Raw genomic sequence first — 24,193 nt, 5'->3', positions numbered from 1 at the left:
AAATAGTGGAGAAAAAGAGAAGGGGAACCTTCTCTTTTTTGTTTGGTTTTCTTGGCATTATCTATTTAAGGTGTGTAAAAAATTACTTAAGGCTTCTTCCGTTTTAAATTTAAACGAATAGCCAAAAGAAATTGGCTGTTTGCCTCCGTTTAACCGCTTTGGAAAATGTTTTAACGCCGTACTATGAACTTTTCCATCACTTTGACTTAAGTCCACATCAAATGAAAGAGGACTCACTACAAGGTTTATTTCTTTTGTTGGAAGTAAATAGATAATATCTTCAGTCTCTTGATGTCTGTATTCAAGTCCTTTTGTTGTTATGTTTGTTAGTGCAAAGTTATGAGTTTTAAAAATGTGTTGTAGAATGTGCATGATGAAGGCTCCTGTCTTTTTAGTAGTTATAAATAAGTATTGTACAAGAATATGAGGGGTTTTTGAAGGAGAGGTAAGTAAAGTATTCTTTTTATGGTAAGTAAATAGAGAACAGTTCTAGCAACAGCGTCTATAAAATTCTAAAAGAAAATGAACAGAGAATATAAAAATTTAATCTACATATAGATACATACTATAAATAAGAGATACATATTTGAGGCTTAATGGGTTGTTAGATAGTAAAGAGTTGCTAAATGTCTGCGTATGGTTTATCAATCATCGGTTGATATCCATACTATAGAATTAAATAATCGACATTTTTTAGGGACTTGGATAGAAATACCGGTTTTATCATTAAGTTCTGTAAAAAGGTAGAATAGGTAGTTATTCTACCTTTTTTGGTATTGATAAAATTAAAGGCTTTATAGCTGTAAATATGGACAAGATGCAGAGTGTTTTTTAAGGGGATTTTCTACAAAACTATACAGTAACAGTAGAGTTAGTAGCTATAGTAGATTTATAACAATTTTCTAATATATTAAATCGGCTGTCTTTGAAAAGGTAAAAATAAAATAAGGAATTATCTTAAATATAATCAAATTTAATTCTTAAGTACTTTTGTTTAATAATAAAATATTTATTTTGTTAAAATTTATTAGTTAATAATCTTTTAGATTCATATATTTTAATAAAAATAATGTAAAAAAATCTCGAAAATATAGTATAATTATCCTTGTATAAATTTACTATAAAGAAGATTTTATTTACCGTTGTATATATAGTCATAGGATAAAAGAGATACAAATGAGTATTTAAAGTTTTAACAAGTAGGAGAGGGTATATTGAAAACATATGAAGTTGTATATGTAGACCATGAGAATGAATATAAAGTTATGGAATATAAGGCCGATGATTTACGAGAATGTTTAGATCAATTTAATAATCATTTTCAACATAAAGTTGATATTGCCTGTATTCAAGAATTCAATAAAGGTTATTTTAATAAAGTTTTTAAATTTAAAATTTCCGAAAAAAATTTGCAGTATTTTATTGAAGAAGCCAAAATGAAATCCAAAAAAACAGATAAGAATGTCCAAATTATTCAGATGAAAGCAGGAAGAAAAAGGGAATCTCAGTCTTCAGGTAGTGGCTGTTTAGTTTGGGTTGTTGTGCTTATCGGAGGCTATTTTCTTTTTAAATATATTTTCTAGTACATATTTTAAATTGGTTTTGGCGAATATTTATAAATTTAAATTAACTCCAAACAGTGTTGATTCACCGTTTCGTATGTAAAACGGTAAATCAACATACAAAGGACAATATTATTGTTATGATAATCCGTAATCTTACTTTTAGGACAAATGCTCATTCTATAGTTTACCTAATTGTTTTCTTAATTCTTGTTCTTTTATTTCAAGTTCTTTTTTTAATGCAGCTCGTATCTCGGCATTTAAAATGTCTTGATTCGGTTTCTCATTTAAAAGGCTAGCAATAGTATGAATCATTTTTTGCTTAATCACATTATTTAGAGAATGATCACCTGAATCGCTTTCAAAATTACTCTCCGTTAATGTCAGTTGAAATCCCAAACTTTCAATTACGATGTGTTCTGTACTAGCATATTCAGTTTCCAAATTTATATATTTTGTTAAGTCAACACCTAGTTCGGTAGATATTTTTTTCAGCGTTTGAAGAGTAGGTTGACGTAATCCGTTTTCAATCATGGAAATAGCACTTTGTGAAAGTTCTGTTTGATCAGCTAGATTTTTCATTGTTAATTTTTTTTGTTTTCTAATCTCTTTAATTTTTTGTCCGAGAAGAATATATTTTTCATCATTATCTATCATAGTATCTCTCCATTTTTCTTTATTTCATTGTGATTTATTACAATTATAACAGGTTTCACAGAGTAAATAAATTAATCTAACGTATTAATTCAAAAGAGAAGTAAAAGGTGCAAATAGTATGGTATATAAACAAATAAGCCGTAAATAGCTGTGATTTTTTATCATAAATCGCTTTTTTAAAAAATATTTATAAAAAATCACAAAAAAATATTTACAAAAATATCACAGTGAGTTATATTTTTACTTGTGAACAACATTTTACGATTTAGAGGAGGAATAATTTTGAACCATACTAGTCCGGAACAACTCAATGGCCTGAGCTCTATAATTGAACAGCTCTCTCAGGAGACAATTCATTATTTAAAGCATCAGTTTTCTTTACCAATAGAACAAATAGAAAATGCAACTTTATATAGTGCATTAAACTATGAAGCAGTGAAAAATATCACTCCAACTGAACTTAGTGATTTTTTAATTTATTTGACGCAAAACTCAGTAGTGTGTGATTTGGTTAAATTAAATTTATTCTCTAAACAAAAAGATAGTGAAAAATTAATTTCATACTATGTAGACATTGATGTAATAGACGGTGATTATACACATCAAGTAGTTTTATATAATAAATTTTTTGATGCTAGCTTTGCAAATCATTTATATCCAGATAATGCTGATGAGTATCGTTTCCGATGGTTTCAAGAAATTTTAGTAAGAACTGCAGTAATTTCGCATTTTGTGAGTGAGAATCGCGTTCTAGAACTCACTGACTATTTAGTTCAGGAACTTACTCAATTAATACTACAAGATTCATCAACAAGTGAAGTTAACAACGAAGGAGAGATCGAATTGGACATGTTAAATCAAGAGAGAATTAAATTTGATTCACAAGAAGACGACTTATTATTTCAAGACGACAATAATTTTAATTTAGAAGAGCAAGAAGACTGGGCAGTTGATGAAGATAAAGTAGAAGATAGTGAAGCAGCTGAGATCGAGCTTGATAGGGTTCATAGTTTAGTAACGGAACTATATAAGTTAACATCATCAACAGAAAATCGTCAAAAATTGAAGGGTTTAAAAGGAGATATTTTTGAGTTAGAAATGACGTTAGATGAGGACGAAACGAACGTTTATCCCGTTGTGATTGAATTACAGTTAAAAGTACTTTCGTTATCAATGGATACAAAAGAAGAACAGGAAATTCAGATAGAATTGGCCAAAGACTTAATTCAAATCATTCATCAGTAATCTTTTCCTATTAAATAAGTCTTGAATTTAAAACTAGAACGTACACAGGAGCTGATACTGGTGATTATTCATAATATTAATCTACAAAATTATATTTTTATTGCCGACGCAAATGCCTTTATGCATGATCACTTTTGCAAATTTTTAAAAAACGATTTGATTTTAGCTATAAAAAAAGCAAGAGAAACTACGAATGATCAAAATTCCTCTATCTATGTTCCGAGAACAGTGATGGAGGAACTTAAGGATTTAAGTAAGCGTTCAGGTACTGAAAATTTGCAAGTGAGAACAGATGCACTTAACGGGTTAAGAATTGCAGAAGCGCTAATTACAAAAAATTATGGTCATCTGATGAAATCGGATTTTATTGGCACAGTAGAAAAATTTAATGATGTTGCGATGCTGACTATTTTAATGGAAGCAAGAAGACATTCTAGTTTGGCGATATTAACAAACGATCGAAACTTTGCCACAGATATTTTGAATTTAAATTTGATGAAATCTGTTAAATCCAAATACAATTTGAAGGCTTTGTTTATTGATAAAAAAAATCATAAATTAACCGACTGGATTCTTGATAGTGAGACACGAGAAGCCAAGAGATTTAAGTGGGAGTAAAGAGGAGGAGTAAATTTGGTTGAAACATTTCGCATAGATGAACACAATGATTTTATGCTAGCTGATCATTATTTTTTTACAGACATGCTACGAGTTCAGGCAGCTGAAGATAAAAAGAAACTAGAAAAAGTAATGAAGGATACACTTCCAATCATTATTAACAAAGCAAGGGAAGTTAATCCTAATTATAGATTATTTATTCCTGAATACTGTGCAATCCCCTTTGAAATGCAACATAACGAGAAATTTATCAAGATTGTGAATGCCTATTTAGAGAAGTTTGCAGATTGGTTTCCTTCAGCGCAATACTTTTCAACTGGAGAAGATCCAGGTGAGAGTGGAATGCATTTAGACGAAGAAATTGATTTCTTTAAAAACTTTATCCAAGCTATGCGCACTGATGACCCCACTAAAAAAGCAGTTCTCCTTACAAGTTATTCTCATGCGCTTGAACTAGCGGATCGATTGGTTAATGCAGGTATCTCTAGAGTGATTGGATTTTCACCTGAAGATGGTTTTGTAGAGTTTCGAGCTGTAGAATTAAACGAAAATGACATTGTTTATGTTAGAAACAAGCAATGTAAACTAGGTAAAGAGATTGGAAATGGAGGGGAAGCAAAAGTTTTTGAACTGTTTCCAGGTTATCTAGCGAAAATTTATAAAACGTCTATAGATCCAAAAACTTTCTTACCTAACTGTGTCAAGTTCCAAGAACAAATGAAGTTACGTAAAAATAAATTTAAAGCTTTCTTTACTAATGAAAATTATCGCATCAATGACCCTAATATTATTTTGCCTCTTGAAGAGATTTACGATCAGTATGGAAATATGATTGGTATCATTATGAAGAGAGCAGAAGGTATTGATTTGTTCGATATTGTTGCAAAAAATCAATTTCCTTTTTCAGACTTTAAGCGCAGCGAGTTACTAAAAATATCTAAAGAGATCGCTAAAAAAATAAAGAAACTGCATGAACATGGCATTGTTATGGGAGATATGAATTTAAATAATTTTTTAGTAGACGCAAAAAGTCCAGAAAATATAAAAGTTTCTGTAATTGATTTAGATGGCTGTCAAATTAAAGGTTATCCCTCTCATTATGAAACGCCAGAGTTTAGTGATCCTCTATGGCTAGAAAGAGTTCAAAAGAGAGGAACAATGGAACGAACTTTTGAAAACGAATGTTATACACTGATGATTATTATCTTCCACGTTCTTTTTTCTGGAAGACATCCTTATCAACAAATTAAAACGAACAATTGGAAAGAAAGTATGTTAAATCGGGATTATCCATACAAAATTAACGAATCAGACATTAAGGTAATTAAAGAAAATTATGGAATTATTCTTAATAGAAAGGCATTAGAAACTAATTTGGTCGCTCCAGCTGATGCAAACTATATCAACTCCCATTTAGATAGAAAAATGAAATCTTTATTTTATCTTACTTTCGCCAATCAAGGAAAAGATTTCCGACCATCAATAGAACAAATCGTCGAAGCCATTGATGATAACCTTACCTACACTGAAAAATGGCCCGATAATAACAAATTGAAGTTTAATAATTTTGGAATGAGCACGAGAGATCGTTTGTATTTCAAGTGTTCAAAAAAAGATTGTCAAAAAGACTATTACTATCACGTTAATAAAGTATTCACAGCAAGAGAAAGAGGAGAAAAATATTTATATTGTAATGAATGCTTAACTATGTTTGAAAACTGGATTAAAAAGTACTTAATTGATCCTGAAAAAACTAAAGAAGAAAAAGATGAAATTAACAGCATGTGGTTCTCTAGCCTGTTTCCTCAAGATTTAGATACCTTATTAGCGGAATTTTACAATGATTCTACTAAAAATCATAACAACATTGAACGTTGGCAAGCTTTGAATGCATCCAAGTTCGTTGCTTCTACACGTGAAAACAGTTTTAACAAAAAAACAAGTTCAAAAAGTTCGGTAGACATAAAAAATTCACCGCCTCTAAATAGAACGAAGAGTCAAACCTCAACTAGGGTAAGAAATCAAAGTGAAATACCAACGCGTCCAAGACCAGCTCCGCCTAAACCAAAGCCAAAAAGTGAACCAGATCAATCTTCTTCACTTCAAGGAATTTTAAATTCTATAAAAGGTTTTCTAAAATAATCAAATTAAAATAATCGAAATGAGGTATAAGAATGTCAGATTTAATGCGTAAGTTAGAAAAAATTAATATGAAGAAAAAAGGGTTACAAAATCGTTTAGGAGCTAAATTACCACTTTGTATTTTAGTAGATACGAGTGGATCAATGAAGAAGAACAATAATATCGATAAGTTGAATGAGGGATTAAACATCTATCGTCAGCAAATGTTATTAGATAAAGTTGCTTGTGATCACATTGAAATTGCTCTTATATCTTTCGGTAACGGAGGGACAAATTTAGCTGTTGACTTTGAAGATATTAAAGACCAAAAATTCCCTGTTTTTACTGCCGATGAAGGGACACCAATGTGTGAAGCTATCAACTTAGGTTTAGACACTCTAGAAGAGCAAATGAAAATTTATGCGGAAGAAGGAATTTCTAACCATCCTCCCCACTTAATTATTATGACAGATGGTTATCCGACAGCTTCTGGTCAATACGACAGTGAAGGTTATGCAATTCCTTTAGAGAAAGACAGTCTAGAGCTTAAGCGTACATTAGTTAAGTTTGAAAAGTTTAAAGCTGAATATAACTTGGTTTCAATTGGTGTAGGAGTAGAATTGGATGATCGTTATTATTTAGATTTATTTGCATCGTCTCCGGAGAACGTTTTAAAAATGGGGGATGAAGAAAACATCGTAGAATTCTTTAAATTATTAAGTAAAAGTTCTTCTGTCTTGTCTAGAGCAGTGCCTAATCCAAATAATAAGATAGAGCTTAAAAAACAAGATGACCAAGGGTTATTCAAACCATGGCAAAAAATTAATTCTTAAAAAGTGAAAAATTTTAAGGGTAAGGTTAATCATCAGGAAGCCTTCTGATGGTTAGCCTTATCAACGTATTTTCTATAACTAAGCATTTTAGGGAGGATGAATGAAATGGAAACAACGAAGTCCGTGGATTTTTTGGAACGTTTACATAGAAAAAGAATGAAATCAATTGGTATTGATAATCGAAAAGGAAACAAATTACCTCTTACTATTTTAGTAGATACTAGTGGCACAATGTCCTACAACAATAATATTGACAAACTCAACAAAGGATTACAAGACTTCCATCAAGCACTTCTTTCAGATGAAAAAGTATGTGATCACGTGGATGTTTCAGTTATCTCATTTGGAAAAGGCGGAGTTAATTTAGAAGTTGATTTCGATGATATTAGGAAGCAAACGTTTCCTGTGTTTGAGGCAGGAGATAATACACCTTTATGCCCAGCTATTAATCTTGCAATAGATAATATAGAAGATCAGATTGATATATATCAAGATAAATCTATTGTGAGTCATCCTCCAGTAATGGTTATTATGACGGATGGGGAGCCCTCTACTATGGATTACGATAAAGAGGGGTATCCTATCCCTTTAACAAAAAAACATAAAGAATATATTCAAGCTAAAAGTAAATTTGATCGATTTGTAAATATAACCAATATGAATGTGTATACAATTGCTATGGGTGATCATATAAAAGATACTTACTTTTTGGAACGATTTTCCACTGGAAGAGCGAATGTGAAAAAACTAGAAGACACAAACATTCTTGAGTTTTTTAAAGTATTAAGTCAGTCCGTTACTGCACTTACAAAATCAGTTCCTAATCAAAAGTCCATGCTGCATATGGAAGAAGTAAACATCTTTGATCAATTTACAAAAAAGTGACGATGGAAAAGCCCATAAATCATTCATTGCAAATGAAGAGCAGGTTAGGTTTAGCGGAATAGGAGGAACAAAATGCAAATTAATTGGAAATCTTCTAGTGCATATTTGGAAGGTGTTAGTCATGGGAAAGCAAATATTCCATGTCAAGACCATGCCTTACACAGAATGAGTGATGGAGTTCACGTCATTGTGCTAGCAGATGGAGCTGGATCATGTAAATTATCCCACATAGGAGCTGAAACCATATCAACCAACATTTCTGCTTTTTTATGTAATTCATTTGATGAGTTGTATATGGAAGAAAGTACAGAAGAAATAGCTCAAAAGTTAAAAGTGATTACAGATCAAGCTCTAGAAGAATTAGCAGTAAAACATCATGAGCACCGAGAAGTTTTTTCTTCTACCTTATTATTTGTTGCAGTAAAGGAACAGAAGTTTCTTGCTGGACATGTAGGAGATGGGATTATTGGGCAGTATTCTGAAGGCACTGTAAGTGTTCTTTCGCATCCTGAAAACGGGAAGTTTGCTAATGAAACTTACTTTGTTACAGCAGAAAATCTTATTGAACATTTTAGAATCTATAAAGGTGATGTGAACGAAAAGTCTGGATTCGTTTTAATGTCAGACGGGGCTTCAGCTTCTTTTTATTTACAAAAAGATCGCCAATTAGATCCAACAAATATAGAAATTATTTTTGAACATATGCAAGATGAAAACTTGGATACATTCAAAAGTGATTTAATTCAATTACTTACATTCTTAAAAGAAAATACAGATGATGATTGTTCTATAGCTCTTTTAAAAGCAACGGGTTTGACAGAAGAATTAAATTTAAGTGCAGAAACCCCATGTAATGATGAAAAGTGTGAGAAAACAGAGGTTGTTTCCAATTCAGAGCTTGAAGAAAATAACGTATCTATTCAAGTCAAAAAAGATGATTCAAATGAACAGGTAGCTTCTAGAAGTTTAGATGGCACGTCAGCTGTCTCAGATACTCTACGTTCAGACTCTGATTCATATAAAGAACAATCTGAAAATATAGATGTTCAAAATTGTAGTGAGGAAAATATCGGAATATCCAATCAATACACGAAAGTAGTAAAGGAAGAATCTGTGACTTGTGATTGTGTTGGAAAACAAATACTAGATAAACCTATAATGCCCAAGAAGGGAAAAAAAGTATTTATTAAACGATGGATACTAAAGAAAACAATGAATATTAAAGCATTTATTGTTTCAAAATTCTAAAAGTATAAAGGAGCTGTAAAATGATTCAAGAATTTATAAAAAAACGTCATAATCTAGAAAAGGTTTTTGAAGAAATAAAAAAAGACCCATGTATTCAACAAGAGACCATTGAGGAATCTGGCATAGAGGATACGCTAAAGCAGTTGCAAGAAGAAACTTTTAAAATGGCTCTTGTAGCTCCATTTTCAGCTGGGAAATCTACATTTGTTAATGGATTAATTGGCACAGATTTGTTATCGATGGATGTGCTAGCTGAAACAGCAGCAATCACAACATTAAAATATAGTGAAACTCCTCGTTTAGAAGTGTTTTATTACGACGGTACAAAAGAGGTATATGATGGACTTTCATATACAAAAGAAGATTTAAAAAATATATTAAAGTCAAAAACAACGGTTAATCGTCAAAATGAGGATGAGGTTGGCACAGAAAGAAAGCGGATGAGGGTAGAAGAGACAATTCGAGCTGTTGATGTGTATTGGAACTTAGAACTATGTAAAGACGGTGTAGAAATTATAGATACGCCTGGATTGTTTGCTAGGCATAAAGAACATGATGATATTACAGCTAAGGTCCTTCCACAAGCAAATGCTATCTTGTTTCTCATAGAACCGGATAATGTTGGAGAAAGAAATTTTTTAAATGTCATTACAGACTATGTTCAAAGTGCAAAACGCAGTAGTTTACATGAAGATGGCCGCCACATCTTTTTTGTTATCAACAAGATTGATAAGTTTTCTGAAGAACAGCTTAATAAAGCCAAAGAAGAACTTCGTACGGTTTTAGCAAGTGTTCTAGAATACCCTCAAATTATTGAAGTTTCTTCTTACTTTGCCATGAAAGCTAGAATGTACGAAAATCAAGAACTTTCACTTATGGACTTAAAAAGAGATCAGTTTATCTCATTTAAAGACAAAGATGGATTTATTGTATCAGGGCGTCAGTTGATGGAAGAAGATGTTCCTACCATTAAAGCAGTAAGTCAAATAGAGAAAGTAGAGCGAGCTGTGTCTACTTTTTTTGAATTCCAAATAAAGCGGTTTGTAAAAGAGGCAGAACAATCTATTCTTACTATTTATAAAAGAGAAATTAGTAACAATGAGCAAGTCATCAATTTTTTTAAAGATCACCTCAACAGAGACGAGCAAGAATATCAGCAAAAGTTAGAGCTGTTTGAAATGAAGTTTGAAAACTTAGCTAAGAGATTAAAAGAGCAGATAACCCGAGAAATTAACGATTATTTCGAAGGGAATTCTTCTGGGGGATCGCACATAGAAAAAGCACTTAAGCAGGTAAAAGACGATACGATTGGGGAAGTAGTAGCGAAACTAGAAGGAGAGACAGTGAATTTTTGGCAACAAGAACTAGCTGTTTTAAGTGAAGAAAATAGTGAGGAAATAGTAGAAGGTGTGTTTAAGAAATTAATATTAACTTTGGAAACACAAAAGAAGACGGTAATTCAAAAATCTTTCATTTCCTTGAATGAAGAATACACATCATTCTCTAATAAACTAATCCAATCCCTACAAAATTTTGAAACGGAAGTTAATAAAACATTCGTGAATGACTTAGATCTATCTCGTATGAATCAACAAACATCTTTTTTTAACCTGGATGAAATTTTAATAAAAATAAATAAAGATGTCGAAAAACTGTTTGAAGAAACGAGTTTAAATGTGCCAAGCAAGCTAAAAGAACAAATCGAAAAAATAAAAAATCAGCATATCTTATACGAGAATGCACCAGGCCTTTTTAATGCAATTCGAGGTATATTTGGTAAAGCAAAATTACAGCGTTACTTTGATATCCTAAGCTTCAAAGAAGAGTTAAATGAAATGTTTGAAGAAGTACTAGATAATGCCTGTGAAGAACTAAGAAATGATGGAAATGTAATCTCTATGGAAATCAGTAAGAATTTACGTAGAGTGAATCAGTCGTTTGAAAAAGAATTAGTTAAAAAAATTCACTACTACGAAGCATGGCGTAAAAGAAGCAGTACACAAATAGTGAACGAAATGAAAAAGAAAAAAAACAATACATCTCAAAGTATCAAAGAACAAGAAGCAATGATAATCGAGCTTAAAGGTAGAATGAAGAGAGTAGAAACTCAACTTAAGAATAGAAAGAAGGATCTTGTTCATGCATTTCAATAAAATTCAAGAAAATGCGCAGGAATATATAAATAACTTCTATAATGAGTTAGCAGATGAATTGAAAAATCGTCCTGTAAGTTCCTATCCTGTTATTTTTGAAGATGAACATGCACGCATTAACCGCTATATAAGAGCTTTAGTGAAAGAGGTATCGTTTCTTGTAAAAGATGAGATAGACGAACGTTTCACAGAGGACGAAGCAACTCGCTATTTCGCTCAATTTTCTAACGAATATTTGGAAGAGAGACCCGTAAAAAAAATCTTTTATCGTGTACCAACAAGTGAAAAATTATCGAACAACATGTTAAACTCTACGACGCATGTACTGATTAAAGAAAATAAGAATAAAACTGTAGTGATGCGTCGTGCGGCTATTGGAGGAGCAGTTGTAGGTGGAGGGACAGGAACAGTTTTAGGCTCTACTATGCTAAAAGCGTTAGGATTTGCAGGGTTAGGTGCGCTGAGTGGAGGGATATTAGCTAGTACAGTCACGTACTATTACTTCAAACATTATTCTAAGCAAGCCACACAAGAAGCAAAGGCAGTACACTCTGTTCCTAAGACAAAACCTTCTCTATCTCCTTCTACTCAAGAACTAATTAATAAGCGTAAACAAGAAGTTCAACGGCATGTTAACGAATTATGTATAAAAATGAATAAAGAGTATCAACAATTATTTCAATTGATCTAATACTAACCGTGGGCAGTGTGTTACACAATCTATATGTTAGATTTTTAAGTTTCAGATCTTAAAAACTCAAGACCAACCGGATGTAAATAGCCGGTTGGTCTTTTATGTATATGATATGTGAAATTTTAAGTGGAAATTAACAATTCATCTAAACAACCTCATCTTCCCGTCGATATATAATATGAGCATATTCTTCTAAATAATATATGTTCAATAGTAGTACTCCTCGCTTAATTAATCAGTAAGCGAGAACCTTCTTGAATACAAGGATGTAACTAAGAAGTAAAACCAAGTTATATGGAGGTAAAGGAAAATGAGAATTAATCACAATATTGCGGCGTTGAACACGTATCGCCAGTTTAACAATGCGAACAATGCACAAAGTAAATCAATGGAGAAATTGTCTTCAGGGCTTCGTATTAATAGTGCAGCAGATGATGCTGCAGGCTTAGCAATTTCAGAAAAAATGCGTGGACAAATTCGTGGGTTAGATATGGCTTCTAAGAATGCACAAGATGGCATCTCTTTAATCCAAACTGCCGAGGGTGCTTTAAACGAAACTCATGACATTCTTCAAAGAATGAATGAACTTACTACACAGGCTGCAAACGACACTTTACAATCAGAAGATAGAACTGCAATTGCTGATGAGTTAACTGAGTTAAATAGCGAAATTAACAGAATTGCTTCCTCTACTCAATTTAATGGAAAAACACTTTTAAATGGTTCATTAGGCGTTCAAATTGATGCATCATCTGGTTTAGCAGCAGGTTCTGACGGAATCACGGCAATTGATGTTGCTGGTGCTGATCCATCAGAAACGTATACTATTGCCGAGGGTACTGTAGGTGGCCCTGGAACGATTGAACTATCTGACACTGCGGGTAATAAACAAGAAATTACTTTTGCTGATAATACAGCTGGTGTATTGAATTTTGATAAATTAGGAATAAAAATTACTGTTGACAATACTTTCACTGTTGCCGGAGCAGCTGCAGCTGGTACATTGGAGACAACTAATGATGCGGCTGTAGATATCCAAATTGGTGCTAACACTTCTGATGGTGAAAGATTATCTCTCAGCATTTCGAAAATGGATAACACGGAAACAGGTTTAAATACTGCTAGCATTGATGTTTCTTCAGCAAGTAATGCAAGAACTGCCATGGACACAATTAAGACTGCTATCTCTAAAGTTTCTTCAGAACGTTCTAAACTAGGTGCTAATCAAAATAGATTAGAACATACTATTAATAACTTGAGTACGTCTTCTGAAAACATAACTGCTGCAGAATCTCGCATTCGTGACGTAGATTATGCTTTAGCTGCATAAGCAGTGACAAGCACAGTCGTCCTAGCTGGTAACGGCTAGTGATTATAATCGGGTGAATTGCTGGAAACCCCTTAGAACTTTTCTTGCCACAACGTAGTTGGAAACGACAAGCGTGATGGCTTTGAAAAAAGAAAAGATTGGGCAATCAGCAGCCAAGCTCCTGTCTTGAAAAAGTGGAGAAGGTTCAACGACTAGGATAGACCATCTAAGGCAAATGCTATGATGATGAAATCCATAGGTGAAACAATAACCATCAGTATTGTGAATCCGAAGTGCCCGGCCCCTACTGATATAAGAGGGTGAAGATATAGTCTAGTCATTTATGAAAATAAATGTTCGCACGATGGCGAAAGAAATGATGGAACAAACAAAGAATTCAATTCTTTCTCAAGCATCACAAGCAATGTTGGCTCAATCTAACCAGATGCCTCAAGGAGTTCTACAACTCTTGAGGTAATTGATTAAAGGGCGTCTAGCTTGGTAACGAGCTAGAGTATAACTGGGTGAATTGCTGGGACTTCCTAAAGCTTTATCAACCACAACGTAACTGCAAACGGTAAGCGTAACGGTTTGAAAATGATGAAGATAACACAATGGATAATCAGCAGCCAAGCTCCTGTGAGGAAACTCTGGAGAAGGTTCAACGACTAGAGAATACGGTCTAAGGTGAAAACTATGATTATGAATCTCGTAGGGTAGTGAAAACTGTTCGAAGTGCCCAGCTCCATGAAAAAACATGGATGAAGATATAGTCTATTCTGTAACTGAAAGGTACAGTCGCAAAGCAAGCGAATCAACAACCACAAGGAGTGTTACAACTTCTTCGTTAATTTTAAATATAAAAGAGGCTCTAGGTTTTCTAGGGTCTCTTTTTATCTATTTGAGACAAGTAAATTAATTAGGGCATTATATTAATTTTTAGAGGAGATGAATTACAAACATTCTCATTTTAAAACAGTCTGGTTGGAGGAACCGATGGAAAAAGGTGAGCTAGAACGTAAGAAGTTTCTTGAACAACAGCTTGAGTGGTGCAAAGAACAAGATTATATTTTAGAAGAGATAGAAATGAAGCTTTATGAGATGAAAAGGATAGCAGAATATGCTTTTAGCCATGAACTTACTCCCCTAGAAATTCATCAGATGAATGATCAGTTGAAAGAACTGAAAAGTGAAGTTCATTTGCTAGAAAAACAGCTATCCTTTGTTGTTCATTAGAAGAAAGGTGGTTTTTTATGGATATCGCACTTATGTCAATGTCATTAAGCCAAGGGAAAGTCCAACAGCAAGCTTCTCTATCAGTTATGAAAATGGCAATGGGAAACGCTGAACAGCAAGGAGAAGCTGTTAAGGAATTAATCAGCACTTCCAATGTAAAAGCACTTCAACAGGCCGCACAACCGCATCTAGGCAGAAATATTGATTTGAAATTATAGTTTCATTACTGCTAGATAAATGAAATATAAGGGCATCGAATATAATGTCTTACTATGCAAAATGACCTTACCAAGTAGAGTAAGGTCATTTTTTTATAATATAATGGTATCGTTTAAATATTATTTTTAATGCGTAGTCCCACCCGAAACCACAACATCCTCTTCAACCAAAATCGTCGTCTTCACCACACTCAGCAATCCCTCTACAATCAAATCCAAAGCCATACTCGCTTTCCCCGGATGATTCACGGCCTGTTCAGGAAGATAAGGGATATGAACAAACCCGCCTTTAATACAACAGTTTTGAATCATGTTCATCAGCCCGTAAAATACGTGGTTACAGACAAACGTTCCAGCGGTTTGAGAGACGCTGCTTGGAATGCCTGCTTGGCGCAGGTTTTCGACAGCGGCTTTAATTGGCAGTGTCGAAAAGTATGCGGCTGGGCCGTTTTCGATAATAGGGCGATCAATAGGCTGCTGGCCGATGTTGTCAGGAATCCGCGCATCGTCTACGTTAATGGCAACACGTTCGACCGTAATTCCTTCTCGGCCGCCTGCTTGTCCAACGCAAATGACGATAGAAGGGCTGATTTCTTCTATATACGTATGAAGCTTTGCGATTGATTCACCAAACACAGTAGGAAGAGGCTTAGCGATAATGTGATAGTCTTCAACAGCTACACCGTCTAAAGCTTTTACAGCTTCTAAGGACGGATTAATACTTTCACCTTCAAATGGTTCAAAGCCGGTTAGTAATACAGTTGTCATTCTACTAGTCTCCTTTAAAAGTGATATACAAGGTAGTACATTAATAGCGTATTCACAACAAAAACGGATAGCGCAATCGGTACTTGCGCTTTAATCACGGCGTTTTTGTCTTTTAATTCAAGCAGCATGGCAGGAACAATGTTAAAATTCGCTGCCATTGGTGTAAGAAGCGTTCCGCAGTATCCAGCAAACATGCCGAGCGCTGCCATAATCGCTGGATTTCCTCCGTGCATGTGTACAATCAGCGGAAGTCCAATGCCGCCAGTAATAACGGCAAATGCCGCAAATGCATTTCCCATGACAATCGTAAATAGCAGCATCCCCAAGCAGTAAGCAAGCACAGCAACAAACGCATAGTTCGTTGGCAATATATCACTTACAATATCTGATACTACCGTTCCAACGCCTGATTTTGAAAAAATGCCGCCAAGCGCTGCCAGCATTTGCGGTAAAATAACCGCCCAGCCGACCGCTTGAAGCAAGCGGCTTCCTTCTTTAACAGGCACGTCCATTTTTGCTTTAGTGACGCCCATTGAAGCGATAAACGCAATCACAGCAGCGATTGCCAGTGAAATTAACGTGACTTTTTCTGGGTCGATCAATGTCCAGTTTCCAAACTTAATTTTGCCAAAAAGAAGGGTGCCGATAATCGTAAAAATAGGAATAAATAAAGCCGGTAAAAAGATTTTGTTTTTTAACCTTTGCGCGTGGGCTACTCGTTCTTCAGCAGGCGTTTCGGCTTCATTAGATTTAGTGACGCGATTAAATGAAGCAAGCAGCACCATAATAATGACCAAACATCCTACATAAAAAGGCGGAATCACGTTGCCAAATAAAAACGTAATAGAAAACAGCGCCCAGAATAGAGAAGATCCTAAACGGTTAGGGTGGTTGTGGTCGCGTGCGATTCGAATCGCGATAAAAGCGACAATAATACCGAGTAAGTAGTAAATCGTATCAAGCGTCAAGATGCTTTTCATTTAACTCGCCTCCGTCTTTGAAGATGATGTTGGTTTGTGTTTGGTCATTTTTTTGTGAATACGTCGGTCTAACTGACGGAAACGAATGGCGCTGATCAGCAGTGCTGCTATGGCTGTTGGAATACCCCAAAGCGCCATATCCCAGACGTCAACGTGAATCCCTACAGAGTCGAAGAATCCTTTCATTAAAAGAATTCCACCCGTTGCAATAAAGATATCTTCTCCGAAAAACCAGCCCGTATTTTCAGCTGCCGCTGCGTGAGCGCGGATATCTTCTTTGACTTTAGGCGGAAGCTCTCCATATTTTGCACGGGCTGCGCCTTCAGACATAGGTGCCACTAATGGACGCACGGATTGAGCATGTCCTCCGATATTTAAGCCGACTGCCGCTGAGATTTCACGGATAAAAAGATATATAAGTAAAACATTTCCAGAAGAAGCGTTTTTCGCTTTTTTGATCAGGACTTCCGCTTGTTCCTTTAACCCGTATTTTTCTAATACGCCAAAGATAGGAAGAGTAAGTAAAATAGCCATAGACATATAGCGGTTATCGACAAAAAACTGACCGAACATCGTAATTACTTCATGCAGTGATAAACCTGATACAAGGCCCGTCACGATGCCTGCAACAGTCACAACAAGCAGTGTATTTAAACGAAATAGAAATCCCACTGCCACTAGCAAAACCCCAATTAATTTCAACATAAAAAATCCCCCTTGAGTATGTATAGACCGTGCTGCAAATTCACCTCCTTTGTTTTTCTAGAAAAACAAAGATGTTTCGAGTATAAACAATTCTGAAAATTAAAACAAGATGCTTAAGGCATAAAATAGTTTTATTGGTGAAACAAAATTATAGAAGGAAGATTTATATAATGTGCATGGACTCAGAAATAAAATAAAGAATTATGCGCGGGAGTTTGGATAGTAATTTTTTTAGTTGATCCGTTAAAAACATTCCTCCTAAAATACCAAAAATGGTGTATAATGCTAAAAGGTATGAATATAGAATTATATAGATTTCAAAAAAATAAATCTATATGACTATATTTTAAACAATTTATTGAAGGGGGAAGGAGTATTTGAATTGTTCAAATTGCGGCCATTTTAACGATGGCGGGAAGTTTTGCGTGAAGTGCGGTCATAAACTACAAGAAGAGGCAGCTGTCAGCCAGGCGGCAGCAGCATCTGAATATCAGCCTCAGCCGCAACCAGCGTATGCGCCTCAACAGCCTAATCAGCGTGTCCGTCAGGCGAAAAAAGTGTCAAAATCATTTTTTAGTTATTTTGCAGAAGGAATTAAAAATCCAACAGCTACAGCACAAGCAGCAGGCGAAAGCCAATTCGTTAATGCTCTTATCACCGTCATTCTTTATGCTCTTAGCATACCTATTATGCTGTATGTAGGCTGGAAGCTATTGTTGATTCAATTTGTTCGAAGCATGTTCAAGCTTCCTATTATCAGTGAAGAGTTGGCTCCATCTGACATGGAGGATTTTAATACAGGCGCTGATTTGATAAAAGCCACAGATATAAACAGCATCATTCACTTCAATTTTACCGATTTTGTCTTTAAACAAGGGATTTTCATTTTTATTGGACTTGCGGTTATTATTGGAGCAACATATGTTGCAGCAAAGTTTGGAAAGGTAGATGTTTCTTTTAAAGAATTCTTCTCACGCTTTGGCACGTTTTTAATTATTCCAACAGCTCTTCTTTTAATTGGGCTTGTGCTTGCATTTCTCCATGTTGAATACTTCTCTTATTTTATGAATTTTGGTTTGCTGAGTATTTTCCTTGTGGTTCCATTTACCATTGCTAGCTTTAAGCAAAGCGGAACAAATGGGCTTGATCGTATCTATAGCACTCTTATTGTATATGTAGTCATTACGATTGTACTGACGTTCATTGCGAATGGTTTAGGAGAAGAAGCCAAAACCATTATTACAAGAATGGGAAACAGCAGTGAATTGAATGATCTATTTTAAGTCGACAGAAAGCATCGTGTACAGCGGTGCTTTTTCATACCATTATAAAAAAGGAGTGTAGAAATTGGGATATTGCAGAGAGTGTGGCCATCAGTTAACAAATGAGCATGAATTTTGTCCGGAGTGTGGACATCCCGTCGAAAGGAAAGCGGCTTCTAGTGAAGGAGCAAAAACACAGCGTTACGTAGAACCCGCATCAGCTTCAGTAGAGGAAGAGAGAGAATCGGTAAAACCTCCGAATAAAAAAACAAAGATTATTGCGATTTCGGTTATAGCAGCAGCTGCTATACTTGGCGGCGCTTATTACGGAATAGATAAAACAATGATGGCGCCTAAAGCCGTGTCAGAAAAATTTATTGCTTCAGTAAAGGGCAATGATGTTGATAAAGTAAAAAAATATGTAAATGATGGTCAAATTCAATTAGAAGCCAACAATGAGCAAACAAAATCATTTATTACATATCTGCATGAAAATCCGGATGTAATGAAATCAATCTCTGAAGGTTTAGCGGCAGATAGCAGAGCGCTTGAAGCAGGAGTTCCAAGCGAAGATCACTCTTCATACGCTAAGCTAGAACAAGACGGAAAGAAGTGGGGAATCTTTGATCATTACACGGTACAAATAAACCCTGTATATGCAAAAGCTCAGTCTACAGAAGATGCGACAGTAGTATATATTGACGGTCAAAAAGCTGGAACGGTAAGCAGTGACTCTTCTAAAAAGGTTGGTCCATTTTTACCTGGTACGCATACTTTAAAAGGTGAAGTGCAAAATGATTACGGAAAAGTTGAAAACGAACAAGAGATTGAAGCCGCCAACGGAGAAGATGTAAACGTCGAGTTTGATTGGTCAGATCATGCAGTACACATCTCTTCAGATTATGATGACGCGACGCTGTTCGTTAATGGTAAAGACACAAAAACAAAAATTAGCGATATTGATTATTTAGGCCCGCTGCCAATGGATGGGTCAGTAAAACTATATGCAAAACGTGGAGAAAAGAAAACGGAAGAAGTATCAATTAAAAAAGGCATAGAAGATGTTGCGCTTAATTTTGACGAAGAAAACACGGCAGAAGCATCGACAGCTCCATCAACGAAAAAATCTAATGCCGGTTCCAATTCCAAATCCAATGCTTCTAAAAAAGAAGTGGATAGTTCAGAGGCTCAAACCCCTACTTACGGTGGTGGTATCACAGATTCGGAAATTGAAAGAGTTTCGTCGTTCACTGAGCAATATATGAATGCAACGATTGCCTCAATTGCAAGTGAAGATTTTTCTGTTGCCTCTCCATATATCGATCCAAACGGGCCGAAGTATAAAGAACAGAAAGACTATACGGCTTATTTAATCAAAAAAGGGATAAAGGAAGATTTATTGAATTTTGAAGTGAATGATGTTTCAAAAATTGATAATTCTACTTACAAAGTAGCGACGTTTGAAGAATACAATATTACCTATGGCGATGGATCAGTAAAATACAAAAGATTTCATAGTGTCCATAAAGTAAAGCGTTTGTCTAATGGCGATCTAGGCGTTTATCAGCTTGTTAGTTCAACAGAGATATAAAATGGCTTAATAGTAGTCATACTCGAGGCTTTTCTTAAAGCTTAGATTTATCAATAATTTCTAAAGCAAGTTCATAGCCGGTCATCTCGTCAATTTCACTGATGCCCCTATCAAGAAGGCAGGGCGATTGGTTGAATAGAAAATCAATCAGTATCAACGATTCCCTTACATCTAGAACTAGGATAGGAAAGTGATAAAAACTTTGTGTATCAAACAGCAAAAAACACAGTAGGTAAAAACAAATAAAAAAAGACGTCTTCTATGAGAAGACGTCTTTTTTATGTATGAGTCCAATGTCAAACCCAATACTTGGGATACTGCCGATCTTGAAATAAATTGTTATACGCAGTAGAAATCAATACAACTACACACGCACAAATCATAATAATACCTAAATATCCCCAGCCTGCTTGAGTATTAATGGCTACAATCGCGCTAGCTGCAGCGGGAGGATGAACGGTTTTAGTAAGAATCATTAAAATAAGAACAAAGGCAAGCACAATCGCAATCGTAATAAGACTTCGATGAAATAAACTCCAAATAATAAGTGCAGAAACCGTTGCGAGCAAGTGCCCTCCAAGCACGTGGCGAGGCTGTGATAAAGGCCCTTTATGAGCTCCGAAAACAAGCACGCAGCTCGCGCCAATCGGAGCAAGTGCCATTGGATAACCAAGCGCTAGTGCAATCGCGCTGCTGATGATAATCGCAATTAAGCCTCCAATAGAAGAAACGACCGCGTCTCTATAATTGATTTTCGGTTCTTCTTTTAGTTCTCCTTTCATCTTTTTAGCATAAGAGCTTAAGTAAGACAGAAAGGGGCTTTTTGTTTGAGCAAAACTTTTTTCAATCTGCATTTCTTCTTTCCTTTCTCTTTTGTAAGTAAAAGTTGTTTGTCAAGTTGTATGTCAGAACATCTGCTATATTAAGTTAGTTTATAAGAAAAGAAGGATTACTGGAAGAGGAAAAATATCTTTTTTTAGTGGAAATTCTTTTGATGAACGAAAAAAGGTGGGGGAGGCGGTAGAAGGGTCTCTATGTGCAGTGAGGGCAAGAGAAATGTATAATAGATTTAGAGGTGACTAAATTATGTATCTAGTAGACTACCATCATCACACGAATAATTCATTTGACTCACAGGCAGTCATGAAAGAAGTGTGCGAACAAGCTGTAAAAAACGGCATAAACGAAATTTGTTTTACCGAGCACTTTTCATTAAATCCATTAGCGCCAACGTACGGTCATATGGATTTTGATAAATATGAACGAGAACTAGTGGAATGCAGAGATCAATTTCGAGACCAGCTAGTGATTAAAAAAGGAATCGAAATTTGTGAGCCGCACTATTTAAAAGAGAAGTATCAAGAAACGATGAAACAAGAGAACTTTGATTTTATTTTAGGATCGGTTCATAACATTAATAACATCAAGCTTCGTAAACATTTGGAGCTGAACGATAAAGAAGCAATTTACCGCGCTTATTTTAAAGAAATGTACAAGCTAGTAAGCGAAGCGGACATTGACGTGTTGGCTCACTTAGATTTAATGAAGCGCTATGCGTTTGAACAGTACGGCATTTACGACTTTCATCAATTCAAAGATATTCTTGCAGATATTTTGAAAAAAGCAATTGATCGTAATATCGGAATTGAAATTAACACTTCAGGTATGAGAGGGAAGCTGGGCGAAGCGTTGCCGGCACTTGAAGTTGTTGGGCTGTACCGCGATTTGGGCGGAGAAATCTTAACGATTGGATCTGATTCACACTTTTCCGAAACCGTAGGAGCACATATGAAAGAAGCAGTTGAAATGGCAAAACAGTGCGGCTTTACGGAGATTTATACATTTGATGAGCGTCAGCCAAAAGGAATTCGTATTTAATAGAAGCGGATTTTACTTTCTTCTAGAATAATAATAACTGAAAAAAGCACGCTCTGATTAGAGCGTGCTTTTTTAATTTAGTTCCGCTTAAGCTCCGACAAAAATCTCCGGACTTCTTCGATAGTCAGCCCCAGCGCGCGAGCTGATTCCATAAGACTTACCCACTCTTGATCGATTGACAGTACATGTTCTTTTTTCATTACGACTCATCCACCCTTTGCCAGGGAACCCAGCTATCGTAGCCAAAAGAGGCCTTAGACCTGAAGCTTTGCGTCACTATTTTTCAATAGTTTTGCCCTTATCTGGATAATTTGTAATAGTATTCTTAGTATACAGTTATTTTACAAGATAATATTTGTAAAAGATGTCGAAACAGGTCGATTATAACAAAAAAATTAAACGTTCATGAATGGACCTATCAGGTTGTTTTTCGGAACTTTAAATAATACTGAAATTCAATAAATTCTTCTTTGGTCATGCCGTCTTGAATGGCTCGCTCAATTAAATGAAGCCACTCTAGATTGAGGACTGATTTTGAAGTTAGAGCTGGACAGCTGATGTCTCCTTCGATTAATTCGTCAATCGTTGTATGAAGAGAAGACGCAATTTTATCAAGCATTTGAAGGGAAGGATTATTGTTTAACCCTTTTTCTAAATGAGATAAATATGATTTTGAAATATTAGCTTCTTCAGCTAAGCGTGTAATCGAATAGCCTTTTTTTAGTCGCAAATTCTTAATCTTGTTCCCTATCACATTCAGTTCATCCTCTGCTTATGGATTTTTTTGTTCATTATAACGCATAAACGTACATGTTGTGTAGATTAAAATATAAAATTAATAATATTTCGTTCTTTATAAAGAATAAAATGAGTGTAAATACCTATTTTTGGGGCAGGTATATTATGCTATACTTCACTTACAAATTGTTCTTTATTAAGAATATTTGTCGATTAATCACCTTTTTATTCGTTATAGTGAACGTTTTATATAGTATGCTAGCACTATTTAAGATGAGCGCTGTGCGATGAAGGGATGACATCATTTATTACATTTTGGATAGGAGATTACATGGAAAAAAGATATGTAGAACTTGATGCGTTAAGAGGATTAGCAGCTCTTTTTGTTGTGATAAATCATTACCTCATGATTTATCCAAGCTTCAGTGAGTATAGGTATGACGGTGATTCTTCTTTTTTACTGTCCATGGTAAAAGAAAGTCCGCTCCGGCTATTGTTCAGCAGTGGAAATGAATCAGTTGTTTTGTTTTTTGTCTTAAGCGGATTTGTTTTAGCACTGCCGTTTTATGGACGTTCTTCTTTTCGATACGAGAACTATCTTGTAAGAAGAATTTGCCGAATTTATCTTCCTTACTTGTTTGCGGTGTGTGTAGCTATTCTATGCAAAATCTTGTTTAGTCAAGGCGGGATTTCACAGGTAAGCCACTGGTTTAATAACTCATGGATCACAAACGAGTCGCCAAGTTTACTTCTTCAGCACTTCTTTTTAATTGGCACATTTAACACAGATGCTTACAACAATGTTATTTGGTCGCTTGTTCATGAAATGAGAATTTCAATTATTTTTCCTCTTTTAATGATTCTTTTGCTGCGAATGGACGCAAAGAAAATCGTGATGCTATTGTTTTTCGTGTTTGTTTCATCATCAGCGCTATTACTGCTTAATCAATCAAACTTAGAACCTACGAACTTCTTGCTTTCTTATCATTATTTGCTTTTATTCGCCGCGGGTGCAGTTACGGCGAAATACCGAGCCTTTTTTATCCAACTTTATCTGAAAATTGGCACATTTAAAAAGAGTCTTATCGTTCTGATTGCATTTACCTGTTATTTATCTGAAGGCATTATGGGAAATTACGCGATTACCAATAACTTTTTATGCCGCAATCTGGCAGTGATGCTAGGGAGCTGTATGTTTATTATTATCGCTTTAGCATCGCCGGCAGCTTCAAAGGTTTTACGCACAGGAGTGCTGTCATTTCTAGGTAAGATTTCGTACAGCTTATATTTAACTCATCTCATCGTGCTGTTTTCAGCTATGTATTTGTTACACGGGCTTTTGCCGTATTGGAGCATTTTAAGCATTTGTTTCCTTGTATCACTGGCGATGGCTTCCGTCACGTATCATTTTGTTGAAAAGCCTTCCAGCAGATTAGGGAAATTCCTCACAAGAAACAAAGTTGTTTTCGGCGGAGCAGTGAGTCGTAAGTAA

The 24,193-nt window shown here is 35.1% G+C and carries 25 protein-coding genes and 1 riboswitch; of the genes, 17 read left to right on the top strand and 8 right to left on the bottom strand.

Features of this window, described 5'->3' with window-relative positions; translation table 11 throughout:
- Positions 1-57: 57 nt before the first annotated feature.
- Positions 58-372 (bottom strand): hypothetical protein, encoded by a 315-nt coding sequence (locus tag ACFX40_RS03575; protein ID WP_377254167.1) that lies wholly within the window; start codon positions 370-372, stop codon positions 58-60.
- Positions 373-1,214: 842 nt separating this feature from the next.
- On the opposite strand from ACFX40_RS03575, the gene ACFX40_RS03570 reads away from it, so the two are divergent.
- Positions 1,215-1,583, top strand: a complete 369-nt coding sequence (locus ACFX40_RS03570) for a hypothetical protein (RefSeq protein WP_377254165.1) — start codon at positions 1,215-1,217, stop codon at positions 1,581-1,583.
- Positions 1,584-1,742: 159 nt separating this feature from the next.
- Here ACFX40_RS03570 and ACFX40_RS03565 read toward each other — a convergent pair whose 3' ends face one another.
- The gene (locus tag ACFX40_RS03565; RefSeq protein ID WP_377254163.1) at positions 1,743-2,219 is read right to left on the bottom strand and encodes a helix-turn-helix domain-containing protein; all 477 of its coding nucleotides are present in this window, start codon (positions 2,217-2,219) and stop codon (positions 1,743-1,745) included.
- Positions 2,220-2,501: 282 nt separating this feature from the next.
- Here ACFX40_RS03565 and ACFX40_RS03560 point away from each other — a divergent pair, with 282 nt between their 5' ends.
- The 12 genes from ACFX40_RS03560 to ACFX40_RS03505 all read left to right on the top strand — a co-directional run bounded on the left by ACFX40_RS03560 (position 2,502) and on the right by ACFX40_RS03505 (position 14,779).
- A complete protein-coding gene (locus ACFX40_RS03560) occupies positions 2,502-3,464 on the top strand; it encodes a hypothetical protein (protein WP_377254161.1) in 963 nt (320 codons plus the stop codon).
- Positions 3,465-3,524: 60 nt separating this feature from the next.
- On the top strand, positions 3,525-4,082 hold the full coding sequence (locus ACFX40_RS03555; protein ID WP_377254159.1) for a PIN domain-containing protein: 558 nt from the start codon (positions 3,525-3,527) through the stop codon (positions 4,080-4,082).
- A gap of 15 nt (positions 4,083-4,097) precedes the next feature.
- Positions 4,098-6,224, top strand: a complete 2,127-nt coding sequence (locus tag ACFX40_RS03550; RefSeq protein ID WP_377254157.1) for a protein kinase domain-containing protein — start codon at positions 4,098-4,100, stop codon at positions 6,222-6,224.
- A gap of 32 nt (positions 6,225-6,256) precedes the next feature.
- Positions 6,257-7,036 carry a vWA domain-containing protein gene (locus ACFX40_RS03545; RefSeq protein WP_257041224.1) on the top strand — a complete coding sequence of 260 codons (780 nt, stop codon included), beginning with the start codon at positions 6,257-6,259 and terminating at the stop codon, positions 7,034-7,036.
- A 105-nt stretch (positions 7,037-7,141) separates the two neighbouring features.
- Positions 7,142-7,921 (top strand): vWA domain-containing protein, encoded by a 780-nt coding sequence (locus ACFX40_RS03540; protein ID WP_377254155.1) that lies wholly within the window; start codon positions 7,142-7,144, stop codon positions 7,919-7,921.
- Between the two features lie 72 nt (positions 7,922-7,993).
- Complete coding sequence (locus tag ACFX40_RS03535) at positions 7,994-9,169, top strand: PP2C family serine/threonine-protein phosphatase (RefSeq protein WP_377254153.1); 1,176 nt, start codon at positions 7,994-7,996, stop codon at positions 9,167-9,169.
- A 20-nt stretch (positions 9,170-9,189) separates the two neighbouring features.
- A complete protein-coding gene (locus ACFX40_RS03530; RefSeq protein WP_377254151.1) occupies positions 9,190-11,322 on the top strand; it encodes a dynamin family protein in 2,133 nt (710 codons plus the stop codon).
- Positions 11,309-12,013 carry a hypothetical protein gene (locus ACFX40_RS03525; RefSeq protein WP_377254149.1) on the top strand — a complete coding sequence of 235 codons (705 nt, stop codon included), beginning with the start codon at positions 11,309-11,311 and terminating at the stop codon, positions 12,011-12,013. Before ACFX40_RS03530 ends, ACFX40_RS03525 begins: the two co-directional genes overlap by 14 nt.
- Before the next feature lie 313 nt (positions 12,014-12,326).
- Positions 12,327-13,346, top strand: coding sequence for a flagellin N-terminal helical domain-containing protein (locus ACFX40_RS03520; RefSeq protein WP_377254147.1), 1,020 nt, complete (start codon positions 12,327-12,329; stop codon positions 13,344-13,346).
- Positions 13,347-13,668: 322 nt separating this feature from the next.
- A complete protein-coding gene (locus tag ACFX40_RS03515; RefSeq protein WP_080743190.1) occupies positions 13,669-13,803 on the top strand; it encodes a flagellin in 135 nt (44 codons plus the stop codon).
- Positions 13,804-14,321: 518 nt separating this feature from the next.
- Complete coding sequence (locus ACFX40_RS03510; protein ID WP_377254145.1) at positions 14,322-14,561, top strand: hypothetical protein; 240 nt, start codon at positions 14,322-14,324, stop codon at positions 14,559-14,561.
- Between the two features lie 17 nt (positions 14,562-14,578).
- The gene (locus ACFX40_RS03505) at positions 14,579-14,779 is read left to right on the top strand and encodes a YjfB family protein (protein WP_377254143.1); all 201 of its coding nucleotides are present in this window, start codon (positions 14,579-14,581) and stop codon (positions 14,777-14,779) included.
- A 126-nt stretch (positions 14,780-14,905) separates the two neighbouring features.
- Here ACFX40_RS03505 and pcp read toward each other — a convergent pair whose 3' ends face one another.
- Genes pcp through ACFX40_RS03490 form a run of 3 tightly spaced genes read right to left on the bottom strand, consistent with a single transcriptional unit; the run spans position 14,906 to position 17,232 of the window.
- Positions 14,906-15,547: a pyroglutamyl-peptidase I gene (pcp, locus tag ACFX40_RS03500; RefSeq protein ID WP_377254141.1), complete on the bottom strand. Its 642-nt coding sequence runs from the start codon at positions 15,545-15,547 to the stop codon at positions 14,906-14,908.
- Positions 15,548-15,561: 14 nt separating this feature from the next.
- Entirely contained in the window at positions 15,562-16,527 is a 966-nt protein-coding gene (locus tag ACFX40_RS03495) for a DUF979 domain-containing protein (protein ID WP_328240347.1), read from the bottom strand.
- Positions 16,528-17,232 (bottom strand): DUF969 domain-containing protein, encoded by a 705-nt coding sequence (locus ACFX40_RS03490; RefSeq protein ID WP_016766474.1) that lies wholly within the window; start codon positions 17,230-17,232, stop codon positions 16,528-16,530.
- Positions 17,233-17,609: 377 nt separating this feature from the next.
- Here ACFX40_RS03490 and ACFX40_RS03485 point away from each other — a divergent pair, with 377 nt between their 5' ends.
- Entirely contained in the window at positions 17,610-18,515 is a 906-nt protein-coding gene (locus ACFX40_RS03485; protein WP_377254139.1) for a zinc ribbon domain-containing protein, read from the top strand.
- Between the two features lie 64 nt (positions 18,516-18,579).
- Positions 18,580-20,085: a zinc ribbon domain-containing protein gene (locus tag ACFX40_RS03480; RefSeq protein ID WP_377254137.1), complete on the top strand. Its 1,506-nt coding sequence runs from the start codon at positions 18,580-18,582 to the stop codon at positions 20,083-20,085.
- 296 nt (positions 20,086-20,381) lie between these two features.
- Here the strand turns inward: ACFX40_RS03480 and ACFX40_RS03475 are convergent, their stop codons facing one another.
- Positions 20,382-20,939, bottom strand: a complete 558-nt coding sequence (locus ACFX40_RS03475; RefSeq protein ID WP_098332157.1) for an HPP family protein — start codon at positions 20,937-20,939, stop codon at positions 20,382-20,384.
- A gap of 232 nt (positions 20,940-21,171) precedes the next feature.
- Between ACFX40_RS03475 and ACFX40_RS03470 the strand changes: the two genes are divergently transcribed.
- Positions 21,172-21,963, top strand: a complete 792-nt coding sequence (locus ACFX40_RS03470) for a histidinol-phosphatase HisJ family protein (protein WP_377254135.1) — start codon at positions 21,172-21,174, stop codon at positions 21,961-21,963.
- A 77-nt stretch (positions 21,964-22,040) separates the two neighbouring features.
- Here ACFX40_RS03470 and ACFX40_RS03465 read toward each other — a convergent pair whose 3' ends face one another.
- Together ACFX40_RS03465 and ACFX40_RS03460 are read right to left on the bottom strand one after the other, a co-directional pair.
- On the bottom strand, positions 22,041-22,163 hold the full coding sequence (locus ACFX40_RS03465) for an anti-repressor SinI family protein (protein WP_098333700.1): 123 nt from the start codon (positions 22,161-22,163) through the stop codon (positions 22,041-22,043).
- Between the two features lie 20 nt (positions 22,164-22,183).
- A riboswitch (cyclic di-GMP riboswitch) is annotated at positions 22,184-22,270 on the bottom strand.
- A 111-nt stretch (positions 22,271-22,381) separates the two neighbouring features.
- A complete protein-coding gene (locus tag ACFX40_RS03460) occupies positions 22,382-22,717 on the bottom strand; it encodes a helix-turn-helix domain-containing protein (protein WP_336099453.1) in 336 nt (111 codons plus the stop codon).
- Positions 22,718-23,032: 315 nt separating this feature from the next.
- On the opposite strand from ACFX40_RS03460, the gene ACFX40_RS03455 reads away from it, so the two are divergent.
- Positions 23,033-24,193, top strand: a complete 1,161-nt coding sequence (locus ACFX40_RS03455; protein WP_377254133.1) for an acyltransferase family protein — start codon at positions 23,033-23,035, stop codon at positions 24,191-24,193.

This window comes from Priestia sp. YIM B13552 (assembly GCF_042787775.1).
Classification (GTDB): domain Bacteria; phylum Bacillota; class Bacilli; order Bacillales; family Bacillaceae_H; genus Priestia; species Priestia megaterium_E.
This window is presented reverse-complemented; position numbering and strand designations above follow the sequence as displayed.